Source organism: Virgibacillus salexigens (assembly GCF_000723585.1).
Classification (GTDB): domain Bacteria; phylum Bacillota; class Bacilli; order Bacillales; family Amphibacillaceae; genus Virgibacillus; species Virgibacillus salexigens.
This window is the reverse complement of record NZ_CCDP010000003.1, coordinates 256,179-270,689: the sequence shown is the minus strand read 5'-3', so window position 1 is coordinate 270,689 and position 14,511 is coordinate 256,179. Positions and strand designations below refer to the sequence as shown.

13 protein-coding genes and 3 pseudogenes are annotated in these 14,511 nt (G+C 34.0%); 6 read left to right on the top strand and 10 right to left on the bottom strand.

From position 1 onward, the window contains the following. The first annotated feature begins 2 nt into the window (after positions 1-2). From BN990_RS19520 to BN990_RS19510, 3 genes are all read left to right on the top strand, one after another. On the top strand, positions 3-749 hold the full coding sequence (locus BN990_RS19520) for a hypothetical protein (RefSeq protein ID WP_038246491.1): 747 nt from the start codon (positions 3-5) through the stop codon (positions 747-749). A 187-nt stretch (positions 750-936) separates the two neighbouring features. After that, positions 937-2,643 carry a P-loop NTPase fold protein gene (locus BN990_RS19515; protein ID WP_038246490.1) on the top strand — a complete coding sequence of 569 codons (1,707 nt, stop codon included), beginning with the start codon at positions 937-939 and terminating at the stop codon, positions 2,641-2,643. A gap of 161 nt (positions 2,644-2,804) precedes the next feature. After that, complete coding sequence (locus tag BN990_RS19510; RefSeq protein ID WP_038246488.1) at positions 2,805-3,317, top strand: hypothetical protein; 513 nt, start codon at positions 2,805-2,807, stop codon at positions 3,315-3,317. A gap of 188 nt (positions 3,318-3,505) precedes the next feature. Here BN990_RS19510 and BN990_RS23270 read toward each other — a convergent pair whose 3' ends face one another. The 7 genes and pseudogenes from BN990_RS23270 to BN990_RS19475 all read right to left on the bottom strand — a co-directional run bounded on the left by BN990_RS23270 (position 3,506) and on the right by BN990_RS19475 (position 9,426). Then, positions 3,506-3,649 carry a hypothetical protein gene (locus BN990_RS23270; protein ID WP_222860456.1) on the bottom strand — a complete coding sequence of 48 codons (144 nt, stop codon included), beginning with the start codon at positions 3,647-3,649 and terminating at the stop codon, positions 3,506-3,508. Positions 3,650-3,953: 304 nt separating this feature from the next. Further along, positions 3,954-4,235: pseudogene (locus BN990_RS19500) on the bottom strand (cytidine deaminase); the annotation flags it as partial. A 109-nt stretch (positions 4,236-4,344) separates the two neighbouring features. Further along, complete coding sequence (locus tag BN990_RS19495) at positions 4,345-4,530, bottom strand: hypothetical protein (protein ID WP_038246483.1); 186 nt, start codon at positions 4,528-4,530, stop codon at positions 4,345-4,347. Positions 4,531-4,627: 97 nt separating this feature from the next. Then, positions 4,628-4,825, bottom strand: a complete 198-nt coding sequence (locus BN990_RS19490) for a hypothetical protein (protein ID WP_038246481.1) — start codon at positions 4,823-4,825, stop codon at positions 4,628-4,630. A 141-nt stretch (positions 4,826-4,966) separates the two neighbouring features. Next, positions 4,967-6,736, bottom strand: a complete 1,770-nt coding sequence (locus BN990_RS19485) for a hypothetical protein (RefSeq protein WP_038246480.1) — start codon at positions 6,734-6,736, stop codon at positions 4,967-4,969. A 225-nt stretch (positions 6,737-6,961) separates the two neighbouring features. Then, on the bottom strand, positions 6,962-7,846 hold the full coding sequence (locus BN990_RS19480; RefSeq protein ID WP_272945488.1) for a lipase family protein: 885 nt from the start codon (positions 7,844-7,846) through the stop codon (positions 6,962-6,964). Positions 7,847-8,049: 203 nt separating this feature from the next. After that, positions 8,050-9,426 (bottom strand): alpha/beta fold hydrolase, encoded by a 1,377-nt coding sequence (locus BN990_RS19475; protein WP_038246474.1) that lies wholly within the window; start codon positions 9,424-9,426, stop codon positions 8,050-8,052. A gap of 112 nt (positions 9,427-9,538) precedes the next feature. Between BN990_RS19475 and BN990_RS22750 the strand changes: the two genes are divergently transcribed. The 3 genes and pseudogenes from BN990_RS22750 to BN990_RS19460 all read left to right on the top strand — a co-directional run bounded on the left by BN990_RS22750 (position 9,539) and on the right by BN990_RS19460 (position 11,469). Then, positions 9,539-9,817 carry a hypothetical protein gene (locus BN990_RS22750; RefSeq protein ID WP_031335424.1) on the top strand — a complete coding sequence of 93 codons (279 nt, stop codon included), beginning with the start codon at positions 9,539-9,541 and terminating at the stop codon, positions 9,815-9,817. 75 nt (positions 9,818-9,892) lie between these two features. Continuing rightward, positions 9,893-10,162: a DUF1433 domain-containing protein gene (locus BN990_RS19465; RefSeq protein ID WP_158295259.1), complete on the top strand. Its 270-nt coding sequence runs from the start codon at positions 9,893-9,895 to the stop codon at positions 10,160-10,162. Between the two features lie 358 nt (positions 10,163-10,520). After that, positions 10,521-11,469: pseudogene (locus tag BN990_RS19460) on the top strand (L-lactate dehydrogenase). A gap of 439 nt (positions 11,470-11,908) precedes the next feature. Here BN990_RS19460 and rlmD read toward each other — a convergent pair. The 3 genes and pseudogenes from rlmD to BN990_RS19445 form a co-directional block, all read right to left on the bottom strand. Next, positions 11,909-12,448, bottom strand: a pseudogene (gene rlmD / locus BN990_RS19455) (23S rRNA (uracil(1939)-C(5))-methyltransferase RlmD); the annotation flags it as partial. A 74-nt stretch (positions 12,449-12,522) separates the two neighbouring features. After that, on the bottom strand, positions 12,523-13,377 hold the full coding sequence (locus BN990_RS19450; protein ID WP_038246470.1) for an SDR family oxidoreductase: 855 nt from the start codon (positions 13,375-13,377) through the stop codon (positions 12,523-12,525). Positions 13,378-13,486: 109 nt separating this feature from the next. Beyond that, a complete protein-coding gene (locus tag BN990_RS19445; protein WP_038246468.1) occupies positions 13,487-14,401 on the bottom strand; it encodes a diacylglycerol kinase in 915 nt (304 codons plus the stop codon). Positions 14,402-14,511 lie beyond the last annotated feature (110 nt).

Below are 14,511 nucleotides of genomic sequence, written 5' to 3'. Positions count from 1 at the left end.
ATATGAAATTTTGGATTACAAGTTTTCTCATAGGTTTTATAGCTTTTTTTACAACAAGTATAGACACTGAAGCATCAACTACAGTTGATATAAATAAGATGGAACCTACTAAGGTAGGACATATTTATTATGACGAAGAATACGACGGGTATTACGATGTGAAGTCAGGTGGTTATATTGAAGTATATAAGGTTCAAAACGGTGAAGTAGTGAAAGAAATAGATACAGAAGATTATATTGATAGACTGTCTAAAGAACCTAATGTACCAGAAGATACTGATACACTATTTAATGTTGATAATAAAGACTCTATCGGTATAATGGCACCGAGTATATATTACAGATACTCTGAAAGTAGCAATGTACGAAGAACCCAATACGGGTCACGAGCTAGTATTATTCAAAAAAATCCTGGTCCAGGTAGCGATACTATGTCAATAGCTTATAGTGCCAGTAAAGGACATTCATTCAATGTATCTCTAGGAACAGGTGAAAGGTCAGCTGTTAGGTCAGGAGTTAGTTATACTTGGGTTAGTTCTGAAAGTATATCGAGTTCCCACACTATGACTATTCCAGCAGGGTACAAAGGATATTGGAGATTCGATCCTTATGTAAGAGTGTCAAATGGGACAGTGAGAAAATATAATCAAGGTGTATATATAAGCTCGAAAAGGGTTAGAGCTACCTATCCTGTGAGAATAAATGGAGTATTAGACGGGGAATTAATAGCGGTCAAATCTCCTTTATAAGGGATTTTTTACTTTAAGATAGTTACTTCAATACAAATTTTAAAAAGGCATCCGATTTAATCGGGTGTTTTTTTTAATCCCTATAACTATAGGTGTTGGATATTCACTCAAATAAGAATATATGATGAAAATTGCCTAATTAATAGAGTATAATAATAACGTACTGTTTATTATATAGGGGGATTTTATGAAGGCTAATGAGATAGAGAGACTACTTCTTGACTTTAATGAAAATGATTACACCAAGATTCTAATAAATGGCAGCTGGGGAATAGGGAAAACGCATTATATTAAAAAATATCAAGAAGAAAACTCAAATGTATGCTATGTTTCATTATTTGGCAAAAAAGACATCAATAGCATAATTCAAGAAATATATTTTAGGTTCGTAAGTGATGCTGGTTACTTAAAAGATAAATTCGCCAAAGTGAAAACCAAAATGAGTAAATTAAAACAACTGAATCTAAATCTTGCTGGTATAGGAGTATCTATACCTATGCTAGAAACTAGTTTTGAATCAATAAAAAGCACATTAAAGAAGAATCAAAATAGCTACATTATTATTTTTGATGACCTAGAGAGAAAGCATCCGGATCTCGATATTAAAGAAGTATTTGGTTTACTAGATGGTCTTGCTGAAATTAATGATATAAAGACTGTATTAATAGCTGCTGAGGATAAATTGTCAGAGAATGATAGTATCAACTATAAGGAATTTAAAGAAAAGGCCATTGAACGCAGTTATAGTATTATGAAATATGCAGATGAGGCCCCTGAAAAGATATTAGGTTTTGATGTTTGGGATACAATAAAGGGAATATCTGAAAAATTTGAGTCGAATAATTTGAGAACTTTTGAAAAAACAAACTTATTTATAAAAGAAATTAAAGGTCTAATTGGAAATGATGTTTTCAACTCGAAATTTTCTAAAGACGATCTTTATAGAATGTGCTTTGCATCTATAATATTTGTGGTAGATCATAAAGAAGAAAAAAAGTTATTAAATAGTAGCGAAGATAATTTAACTACTGCTTTTTATAAAGATAATGATACAGAGTATACTTTTGTTTATCTATTAGAATCTAATCTAGATAATAAAATGAATAAATTAATCCTAGAATGCATACTAGAATCTTATAAAACAGGAGCATATTCTAAAAATAAGATAATGAAAGCAATAAATAGTGTTATGGAATTTGACTATAAGCCCAATAGTCTCTATTCATCAGAAGAAGACGTACTTAATATGATAGCCCAATCAGAGAAACATTTAAATAATTTAAAAGGAAATGAAGATCTAGAAACCATATTAACGGAAGTAAAAGATAGTTTAAACTGGTCGGATGCTCTCTCTATAGAATTTAGCATGAGTAATGATCAGATATTAGAGTGCATTAAACCGAACATTTCAAATATGATAAATATTGAAGATCAATTACATTTAAATAAATTAGAAGAAATGTATTATATTGCAATGGAAAAAAACAGAAGTATAAAAAATTTAGTTGAAAAAATAAATCTATTCATCGAAGAAGAATACATAAATCAACTACTTATGAAAATCAGTACTTTATTCGAAAAAGAGGATTACAGAGACCCTTCATATTTATTTCAACTTAAAAATCATATAATAAATTTACAAGAAGGAACAACAGATTTAATATTAGATTCCCTAAGAAGGAACAATTTCTTTTTTCCGGTTCCGTCAAAAAGGATTAATGAAAACTTGTGGTATTGGTGTAGGCTTATTAAGTTTATAGTATTAGAAATTGAAAAGCATTGGGATTTAGAGGATTATTATAAGGATTTTATATCAATTGTATACAGCATGCAAAATGTAGAGGAGGATAAAATGCTAAAACATAGGTTAAAATTATTATTTGAAAATCAATAGTATATCTAACACATTAAAAAGTATATATTAACAAACAGTCTCTAAGCCACTTTATACAAAAATGTATAGTGGCTTTCTTCAAATACTTTGTAATCTGTTTTGTCACAGAATTAGGCATGGAGGAATAACATGATGATAAATTATCGTTTGGAGGAATAATCGTGTATAACAACATATATCAACAGTTTGGTTATGCTCCTTGGAATAATTATCAAACAAATTATGGGGAACCTATAACTTGTCCTGAACCAGAAGACTGTGATCTTTACAATTTTTATGAGAAACTTAACCTTGGTTTTAAACCAGCAGACACTATAAGTGAATATATCTATTTAATGCAACAAAGACCACAAAATCTTATAATATCCCCAAGGGAGTTAGTAAATTTCATGAGAGAAAATAAGTTCAACCTCGATAGATCAACCATTGAATCTTTCGAAAAAAGTATAAGGTCAGATGAGTATGCAATTTATGGATTTAAATACAGTATTTTGACTGAAAAACTGACTTTTAATCAGTTCTCTGAACTAATGGCTCGATTAGGTTGCAGCATAAAACTATTTGATGAAAGAAAAGACCAAATTTGTTGTATTGATCCTACTAGTAGATGGTGTTGGCCGTGTAAGGGGCAGTACTGCCACGTGCAATGTCCAATTCAATATAGAGATAGCTAAAGATATTTTTAGATTCTGTCTCACTATCACTAGTATACTTTTGCTAATGAGACAGAACATTATTTATTTTCTAACTTCCGATAATAAATGTTATGTAAACTAGAAAACATACGGATTATTTTTCTTAAGAGTTAATATAAATTTTTTATATTTAGTTGTTCCACTAAAGCGCCCTTTAGCTGAATACATCATCCAATAAATAGAGCGTAAGCAATAAGTATTATTAACAATAGGGTTGTTAAACCATATTCAATAGTAATACGAGCTTTACTCTTCTTTTTCTTTATTACTTCTCTTTGTTTTTCCTTCTTAATTTGTTTGTCTGTATCCATAAATATCCACAATATAGATACTGTAATAAGGGTCACAGCGATTAAATAAAACAGATTATTAAAATCTCTCATCTCACGTTGTATAAGTGAACTATATAAATAAAGTGCAAAACTTATGGTTATTGGGATATAGACAAATGTACGAAGCAATAATTTATTTTTTAATCTTTTATGCTCATTAGCTGCAATAGAATTACTAATTCTCAACACCACCTCAACAAATATCTTATTTCACAATCTGGCCCTATTCTTAAAGAAAATCACGATCAGACACTTATTCCTAAATCGTCCCATTAACGGAACTTTACTCATTAAATAAGTCTTCATCTGGATAAGCAGCAGTCCAGTGATAAGGCTGAACCTCTGATAAAGTTTTAAAAACTATATCTTTTCCTGGTACACTAACTGCCACCTTTACATTCGGTCCCAAATAAATTAGCCTTTCCTGGCATACTCCACATGGGGACAAGACCTTGAATTCTGAATGTTCATTATCACGTACTACGCATATTGAATGTGTTACTTTTTTTCTTAGTTTATGCGCTTCAAGGATTGCCCCTGTTTCTATACAGAGTTCAGTGGAAGCATATAAATCGTTGTTCAATTAATGTCTCTTATAAGCAAAAGTGGAACAGGTCTTAATCCGTTTTTGCGTCCGATTGGTGAATAAAACAATTCTTACTCATTACCATTTTTTATTCTATGATTCTCATCATCAATATTCTATGATTCTCATCATCAATTTTCTTTTCAATTCTATTAAGTTGATTGGTTCGCTTTTTATTAGAACGGAACAATGACACAATTAAAACGATAATTAGTATTATAAATGCAAGTGAAAGTAATTGAAATAAGACATCTCCAAAATGAAAGCCACCCAATACTACACATCCTTTATTCAACAAAATAGCCTGATTGTGTATGGTCGGGCGCTGATTCTTATTCCAGAAAAGCGCCCGTTAACGGCACACACAACAATTATCCAGTGATTATTGGAATCAGCATACTAATACCAAAGGCAATAACCGCAACTGCAAGGATTATGTACATTGCGAACTCAAAAGTTGTAAGGCTTCTTTGTTTCTTTTTAATTGTTAAATCACTTAAATACATAAATGAACTGAAAACTAATATTGCTAAAGAACTCACCCGCAATATTTCTGCAAAGATTACCAAACAAATCCCCCCTTGCTAATACAATAGTCTGGCCTTTTCCGAAAGATGGGGCGCTATCGTTATTTCTGATAACCGCCCGATTAACGAACTGTAATTATATACAACCCTTTAAATACGTACGCTGTTATGATCAATATTAATTTAAAGCAAATTATATATTGGGAATTTTTTTATTTCATCCTGATCTTTGGAACCTAGCGATTTAAATAAACGTTTTGCTTTGGATTTATTCCCCAATAATAACTCACAAGCAAAAGAAATACCCTTTTCTTTTTCTCTTTCAGATTTTTCAAGGATATCTAATATATCCTCTTCATCCTTCTCGGACAATCCATCACCTTTTCTTACTTTTATTTGATACCAATTAATTTTGGCTATGGTATCTTCAGGATATTCATGGAGATATCTTTGAACTAAGTTGTTTGCAAAATCTAAATATTCATGATCATTCACTCCATCAAAGTATTTAATATATTCCAAGGCGACATTTATTGTATAGGGAGCTTTTATATCGTGGTATTTATCACTAAATGATCTCTTTATTGTCTCAAATTTATAATTTGCAGATTTTTGCATTGCTTTAATTTGTAGCGTAGAGTATATGCTTACTTTCCAATAATCGCTATTCGCATTCTCTGTTTTTTTATTTTCTATATCCTCTTTAGGTATCAAGCCGGTAATTGTGTTTAATGCCTCGTCACTAAAAAAATCAATGAATTCATTCTTTTCTCTATTAAACAGAAGCATCACTTTAGCGTAATCAGAAAGATTAATGGTGTGAATTACGTTTTCGTAAAATTCACTTTCATCATCAGTTAATAAATTGTATTCTTTATCTTTAAATATACTAAATAATGAGTCAAACAGTTTACTAATATCCTCATTTTCACTAAAAATATAATCTTCATTGATTCCAATTTTGTTGAATATTTTAATTAGTTCTTCATAAATGCTTATGTCTTGTTCAACATCCTTGAAATCACCTGTTTTACCCAACTTTGCCTTCAAATCAAACTTTCTCAAAGGAATTTCATCATAATCACGGAGATATTTAATTATTTTAAGGCTTTTTTGATATGAAACAAGGCTTTTTACTTTTGATAAATGTATTTTAGCTTTTGAAGTCTTTTTACATATTTCCAATACTAAAGAATTTTCAATTGTAATATTCACCGCATCTTCCCTGTCCCTAACCTCGTAATTGATTTCTAGAATTTCATTTTCTAAAATTACTTTTTCATTTATTATGCCTCTTATTTCATATAGCTTGCCTGTAGTAACAGGTATTTCGAGACCATTTTCTATACCATATATGTAGGCTCGATCCTCAAATAAATTAAAAGTATCTTCATTAGGTTGTATATAATCAACCTTATACTCACTAAATTCTTTATCTGAACTAGCATCAATATATTTGCTTGGTTGCTTTTCAACTACCTTTACAAATTGTTTGCAAATACTTTCTAAAGCACCCTTTCTTAATTTCTTGAAAGACAAATTGCTTGATTGTTTCTTCTCATGATCAAATTTAATTAATAAATGCTTTAGATCCAATGGCGCTAAAATTTTATAAAAAGCCTGCGCAGCATAAGTGTTTGGGTTTATGGTAACGACTATATAAAGCACCCCAGAACCATTCCTATAATAAACCTCTAAATCGTCTTTCTGCACAGAATGTTTTATACTATACTTTTTTGATAGCTTTTTATTCAAAGTTGTACCTTTTATTTGCAAAGGTATAGTTCCCAAAAAATCATCTTTTTTAATTTTGTTGGAAAAAAGGGTAATGTCACCATCAAAAGAAAGACCTTTATCATTCCACTGAACATCACTTAGCAAATGAAACGGTGGTTGTAATATACATTTGTTTACTTCTAAACAAGCTAAATGTTCTATTATTGTATTATCCATATACTCCCCCTACTGTCAAACAAATCAAGGTTATTATATCAAACTCGGATTTTTTGAGTTTCTTATATTTATAAGTTATTCCACAATCTAGCACTTTTATTGAAATGATATACTTTAATGTATTTTACGATTTATTCTTTATTTATTTCTATAAACGCCTCTTTTTGTGAACTGATTTCCAGATTATTTTTCCACCATTATGTTGCTAATTTTCTCCCTTCCTTTTTATTTTAATCCCAACCATTGAGCAAGTAATTGATCCATATGGGTAAAGTCCTTGCTCATCTTATCCATATTGTAAGCAATGTCTCCTGTATCTAAATGAGATTTTTGGAGTTTGGCCAATAGGTCTTCCAATTCACCAATATCCAATAGCATGGGCAACCCTTCTGGCCCAATATCTGTTAGATCACGGAAAATTTCCTCTACATGAGATGCATTTAACTTGTCATACTTGCCCACACCGACAGCGCTCATGTATTTATTTTTCAATTCGGTCATCGTGGTTATGTAGTCTTCGAGAAAATGCGTCAATGCCTTTCTTGTGGCTGCAATTTGTTCCTCACTTTCCTTCATCTCGATAACGTAACCATCCATTAAGCTGGACTGGATACGAATATGAAAGTCAGAAACACCACTATTTTTCAAAACTAGAGGAGACATCGTTAATTGATCTTGTATCTTTTCATCGTATAATAGCCCCGGCAAGAAATAGCCTTCCTCATCATACATGCTATTAGCCATATAATTCTTAATGCCGTGGCTACTTAATCCCCAGCCTCCTTCTTCCGGATTACCCATATAGTAAACAGAACCAATCGAATCTTTATAGAAAGTTCCTACAGCATCATCCGGATAGGTGTAAGAAATGATATTATCCTTAAACTCACCACTTAATGCTCGCTTTTGATTTTCTTCAGATAATAAATCAAAGACATCCGCTGCAGCAAAGGTAACGGCATTCGAATCATACTCAACTGCATAATATTGAGCAAGGCCACCGCCTAATGAGTGACCAACAAAGGTAATATTATTGGCTCCATATTTCTGCACATATTTATTTACAACATGATCCGCTTCGGTAAATTGATTTTTATTGGTATACGTGATGGTTTGATCGTTGGGGTTTAACTTAGCCTTACCAGTAGCGAGAGATGCATCTTGAGAGGGGCTTGCTGTATAGGGTGTTTTTCCATATTCCTTTTTGCTATAATTGGAATCACCAAGGACGATTCCCTCTATATCTTCTTGAACATCTTTTACGAATTCGGAAAAGTCCGTGTCTTTCGTTTCATAAATCAGATTACCATCTTTTAGTTTTGCCCCTCCATATGGGCAAAGTCCTTGCTCATCTTATCCATATTGTAAGCAATGTCTCCTGTATCTAAATGAGATTTTTGGAGTTTGGCCAATAGGTCTTCCAATTCACCGATATCCAATAGCATGGGCAACCCTTCTGGCCCAATATCTGTTAGATCATGGAAAATTTCCTCTACATGAGAAGCATGTAACTTATCATACTTGCCAACACCGACAGCACTCATGTATTTATTTTTCAATTCGGTCATCGTGGTTATGTAGTCATCGAGAAAATGCGTCAATGCCTTTCTTGTGGCTGCAATTTGTTCCTCACTTTCCTTCATCTCGGTAACGTAACCATCCATTAAACTGGACTGGATACGAATATGAAAGTCAGAAACACCACTATTTTTCAAAACTAGAGGAGACATCGTTAATTGATCTTGTATCTTTTCATCGTATAATAGCCCCGGCAAGAAATAGCCTTCCTCATCATACATGCTATTAGCCATATAATTCTTAATGCCGTGGCTACTTAATCCCCAGCCTCCTTCTGCCGGATTACCCATATAGTAAACAGAACCAATCGAATCTTTATAGAAAGTTCCTACAGCATCATCCGGATAGGTGTAAGAAATGACATTATCCTTAAACTCACCACTTAATGCTCGCTTTTGATTTTCTTCAGATAATAAATCAAAGACATCCGCTGCAGCAAAGGTAACGGCATTCGAATCATACTCAACTGCATAATATTGAGCAAGGCCACCGCCTAATGAGTGACCAACAAAGGTAATATTATTGGCTCCATATTTCTGCACATATTTATTTACAACATGATCCGCTTCGGTAAATTGATTTTTATTGGTATACGTGATGGTTTGATCGTTGGGGTTTAACTTAGCCTTACCAGTAGCGAGAGATGCATCTTGAGAGGGGCTTGCTGTATAGGGTGTTTTTCCATATTCCTTTTTGCTATAATTGGAATCACCAAGGACGATTCCCTCTATATCTTCTTGAACATCTTTTACGAATTCGGAAAAGTCCGTGTCTTTCGTTTCATAAATCAGATTACCATCTTTTAGTTTTGCCCCTCCTCCAGCTCCAGCTAGACGGGCATCTTGGGAGGGTGAACCAACATACTTTTGTTCCACTTGTTTCGTCGACGTTTTTGGGGTTTCCGTCCCACGAAAACTGATAACAACTTCCTCTGTATTGGGGTTCTGTAGAACATAGCCATGAAGGCCGGTATCTTTATCTTTGATGGTTTCGATTGATTTCCAGATGATTTTATCACCGTTACTGTTTGAAAAGTTGATTTCTTTTTTGTTATCTTTGTAAGTTTCGTTTGAAATAAAACTTGCTTCAAAATCGGTAACGCCCTTACCCATAGAAAATTCTCCTTTCTCTTTTAAACTTTTTAAAGAGGTGTTTTTATTGAAAAAGAAGAAGAACTTATTAATTTTTATTATAATTACCATTATACTATTAGGGGGTTGTAATTTGAACCAAAATAATGATAAGTACGATAAAGAAACAATCTCTAAAGCTAATGAAGTCACTAAGAGTTTCATTGAAAATAACTACAAAGGGGTTCAATCTATTGAACTAGAAGAACCTTATCAAAGTCCAATGGGAGCCATGACTGTTGATGGTAAGGTGAATAGTAAAGGCGGTTTCTCAATAACTATAAATGAAGACTTTACGGTAGCCGGCATTAGCATTGAAGAAGGTTTTCCAGATGAAAAAGATGAGTGTAAGGAAAAATTTTGTGATTATTAAATAGGGCTGATATTCACCATGTGGAAATATCTTATGTTTTTTATAGTTACCACTATAATGCTTACTGGATGTAATGTGAGTTCAAGTATCGAAACCTATGATGATACAAAAGCTACAGAAGCCGTCAAGCAGTATTTAAAAAATAATTTTGAGGGGATCGAATCCGTTAAGGTCGATGATATCTATCAAAGTCCAATGGGAGGATTTACCGTTGATGGCAATGTTAATGAAGGAGTTGCTGACTTTTCGGCAGGGGTTGAAAATGATTATACTTTAGGGAGTATAGGGTTGAGTGAAGGGTTCCCCGAAAGGAAGGAAGAATGTAAAGAACAATCGTGTAAATAATAAGCAGGACGGTATTCAGCATGTGGAAATACCTTATGTTTTTTATAGTTTTTTCTAGAATTCAACTCATCAATTACCATTGATACGCTTCTAACGATAAAGCTCCTCAGCAAATTGTTTTTTTGTTAAAGGTCTTTCACTGTCGACATTTATAATACTTGAATGTTGAAGACTCTATACCGAAATATAATTTTCTTTGCAACAGTCTCGATTGATGGTGGTGGGGTAATTTTTTCTCTGACATTACTAAGAATTTTTGAATGAGTTGTAAAAACAAGAAAGCGCTCGCTGTTATCGAGGGGGAATTCATGTGAATTTTTTCACATATATTGGTTACTATCCTTGGGGAGGAATTCATATGTCAAAAGAGCATGGGAACCGCGTTGCACTTATTGAGCAGGAGCTGTAGGAAATAGTTATGCATTTGCTATGCTGAACCAATCCCTTACTGAAGAATTTGTAATCATCGATACAAATGAAGATAAAGCCATGGGAGATGCCATGGACTTGAACCACGGAAAAGTATTCGCTCCAAATCCAACGAAAACATGGGACGGTCACTATGAAGATTGTAAAGATGCCGACATCGTATGTATTTGTGCAGGGGCTAACCAAAAACCTGGGGAAACTCGATTAGATCTTGTGAAAAAGAACTTGCCATTTTTAAAACAATTGTAGACAATGTATGAATAGTGGATTCGACGGGATCTTTTTAGTTGCTACGAACCCAGTAGACATTCTTACGTACGCGACTTGGAAATTCAGTGGATTGCCAAAAGAGCATTTCATCGGAAGTGGCACAATTCTGGACTCTGGTCGATTCCGCTTCTTATTAGAAGAATATTTTGACGTGACATCTTCTAACGTTCATGCCAATATAATTGGAGAACATGGAGACACTGAACTACCCGTATGGGACCCATGCAAATATAGGCAGTTGTGCTGCCTATATTGGAGTTAATAGAACATCATAAAGAATACAACATGGAAGATCTGGATGACATTTTTACAAATGTTCGTGATGCAGCTTACCATATCATCGAGAAAAAAGGTGCAACCTATTATGGTTTGCTATGGGACTGACTCGTATAACCAAAGCTATTCTTAACAACGAAAACAGTATCTTGACTGTGAGTGCTTATTTAAATAAAGAATATAACACACAGGACGTTTATATCGAAGTACCTGCAGTTGTGAATCGTACAGGAATACGTAATATCGTAGGAATCAGCTTAAACCAACAAGAACAATTCGGGCACAGTGCTCAAGTACTTAAAGCGATCCTAACCGTTAATTTTGAAAACTAACCAAGGTCTTAGTTTAATAGTCGAAAAGAGTTAGTGCACTAATAGCTACTTTGTTTTTTACCGCTGACACGATTCGACATTGTCATTGTACTTGATCGAAAATATGACCAGGGCGTGCTTGGTCACAAGAGTATTAAAACGACTGGTGATATATATGCTCACGTAAAGAAAAACGCGAGAGTGCATCAACTAAAAAGCAGGAAATTACTTCGAGAAAAATACGAGTGGTCACTATATGACCACTCACCTGCTATTCTCTTATAAAAACTATAATTTATGTACACCTAAAATAACTCCTCAGAACTCACTCTACGCAACCTCATCTTCTTCCGTTCAAGTTAAAATAAACCCTTTGCAATGAACCCCCCCCTACTCTATCATGTCCAGTTAAAAACATGCCGTTATTCCGCTTTTTTTCGCCTTTTCTGAGTTAACAAAGAACCGCTTCTACAAGTCGATCATTGCTGTCATCTTGTATTACACACGTATCCATATCGTCTATAATATGGTGACTTCGTTTTTGGTAAAATCCAGTAATTAATTCACCATTCTTTTTACCGACGGGAATTTGGATCTTATTTCGATATCTCCAAGGATCATTCATTCCTAACGTAGAATGTACAGGAACTTCTTCCATATGAGCAATTTTTCGCATCACATTTTTCACTTGATTTCGTTTCATTTCTAATTGCATATCATAACTCATGTGCTGAAGCTGACATCCACCACATTTATAATAAACATCACATGGTGGTTCTACGCGATCATCACTCGCCTGATTTACCTCTAATAATTTGCCAAAACCAAAATTCTTGTTTACTTTGACAACTTTTACAACCGCCTCTTCACCTGGTAAACCATGTGGTACAAAAAGAGGATAGCCATTTACTTTCCCAACCCCATTTCCTTCATGGGTAAGATCTTCGAAAGTGAGTGTGATCGTCTGATTCTTTTTTACTGGTGCTGCTTGTTTAGCCATGTCTATCTTCCTTTACGTGCTAGTTTCTGCTTTAATCTTAACATATCTTATAAAGAATAAGCAGCATGATACAGTTACCTAAAACAGTTGATATTTTCTATTGCGAATTCCTTAAACGTACGTGGATATTTCTTGGTTAAATGATAGAAATCATTTGTTACTGCCTTTGCTGTCCCTAGTCTAGTCATCAGATAAAGTGCTACTGTCACATTTACATAATCTTTAGGTAATCCTCGACGCTTTATATAATAGTGACGGTAATGAAAAAGACTTGGTGATACATAGGTTATGGTTCTCCCTGTCACTTCAGATAATATTGCTGCGATTTGGGAATAATTCAAGGCTTCTTTACCTGTAATTGTATGTGCAGTATGTTTAAATTTAATTGGGTTATGAAGTAATGTCGCAGCTGCCAAACCGATATCTGCTGTATCGATAAAGCTTGTCTTACTTTTTCCTGCAGGAATAAAAATCTCATCTCTATCTCTTATTTCTACTGAATGAATCCCAGATATATTTTGCATGAAGAAACCTGGGCGAACATGCGCATAAGGGATTCCTGCTTCTTCTATTTGTTTTTCAATCTTATGGTGAGGTGGAAATGGATTCTTCTCCACTCCCATTAATGAAAGAAAAGAGACAAGTCGAATATCCTTATCCTTCATAGCTTGAATAAATGGGTATAAATCATCTGGCTTACCGAGATGAGGAGGTCGCATAAGAAAGACTCTGTCTATATTTTCTAATGCTTTGGAAAACGTCTGGTTATCCGTTAAATCGAGAATTACCTTATCTATCGTATTTCCAAACATCGCTTGTAATTTGCTCTTATTTGTTCCGGCCGCTACAACATCCTCTCCCATATGTAAGAGTTCCTTCACCACAAACTTGCCGACATTTCCAGTGGCTCCTGTAACTAGTATTTTCATTGTTATATTTCCTCGCTTAAAAATAATTAAGATATGACGTATTATCTTCTATTCTTTCCCTAACTACCTTGCTTATAATCGATACATTACAAAAAGAAGACTACTGTACTCAGTAATCTTCTCCACCCTTATCAGGAAATTCATTTGGCACAAAAAATTCGATATGCTGCTGCAGGTTTCGGAATTCTCCTGGCAGTAGACCGCCAAATTCCCCGTCTATATTTAATTGCATTTTTTCATCTGTTGTTATTTTAATATGTTTCGCTTTGTGGTAAATCACATGTTTATCTTCTAAATGTGCTCCCCGCAATGCAAGCGTGGCAATTCGTATGAATTCAGCTAAGTTTGTTTTCTTCAAAATTAACAGATCAAAATAACCGTCCTGCAAATTGGCTTCTGGGGCTAATTTTTCAAATCCAGCAACTGAGTTTGTATTTGAAATAAGGAATAACATGATATCCTCATCGATCACATGATCATCATACTCAATCTTTGCTCTAGTTGGTTTTAAAGATGGCAGCATTTCAATGCCCTTTATATAATATGCTAATTGTCCCAGCATTGTCTTTAGCTTACTAGGCACCTCATAGGTTAGCTCTGTTAATTTCCCTCCACCTGCAATATTAATAAAGTAATGATCGTTTACTTTTCCAATATCTAAAGAGATCGATCGACCATCAATGATAACATCGAGCGCTCTGTTTATATCTCGTGGAATATGCAAGGCTCTAGCGAAATCATTTGTTGTACCCACTGGAATTATTCCTAGCTTGGGGCGATGTTCTTGTTCAGCAACTCCATTAATAACTTCATTAATTGTGCCATCACCACCAGCTGCAATAACTAGATCATATCCTCGATCAACAGCAGCTCTTGCGGCCGTTATTGCATCTCCTTCACAAGTCGTTGCATGGGTAGATGTTTCATAACCGGCTATTTCTAATCGTTCTAAGACAGTTGGTAGCTCTTTTTTAAATGCTTCTCTGCCAGATGTAGGGTTATAGATAATACGTGCTTTGTTCATTTTATTCCCTCCGCATTGCATCAATTATGCAGGGTATTACCATATAATTAATGTTACTAGGTCGTTTATTGAAGTCAGTCCAACATCTATCATAGACCTTTTTGATCATT

Coding starts and splice junctions, on each gene's coding strand:
- BN990_RS19520 (WP_038246491.1), top strand. CDS start 3: ATGAAATTTTGGATTACAAGTTTTCTCATAGGTTTTATAGCTTTTTTT.
- BN990_RS19515 (WP_038246490.1), top strand. CDS start 937: ATGAAGGCTAATGAGATAGAGAGACTACTTCTTGACTTTAATGAAAAT.
- BN990_RS23270 (WP_222860456.1), bottom strand. CDS start 3,649: ATGGATACAGACAAACAAATTAAGAAGGAAAAACAAAGAGAAGTAATA.
- BN990_RS19485 (WP_038246480.1), bottom strand. CDS start 6,736: ATGGATAATACAATAATAGAACATTTAGCTTGTTTAGAAGTAAACAAA.
- BN990_RS19475 (WP_038246474.1), bottom strand. CDS start 9,426: ATGGGTAAGGGCGTTACCGATTTTGAAGCAAGTTTTATTTCAAACGAA.
- BN990_RS19450 (WP_038246470.1), bottom strand. CDS start 13,377: ATGAAAATACTAGTTACAGGAGCCACTGGAAATGTCGGCAAGTTTGTG.
- BN990_RS19445 (WP_038246468.1), bottom strand. CDS start 14,401: ATGAACAAAGCACGTATTATCTATAACCCTACATCTGGCAGAGAAGCA.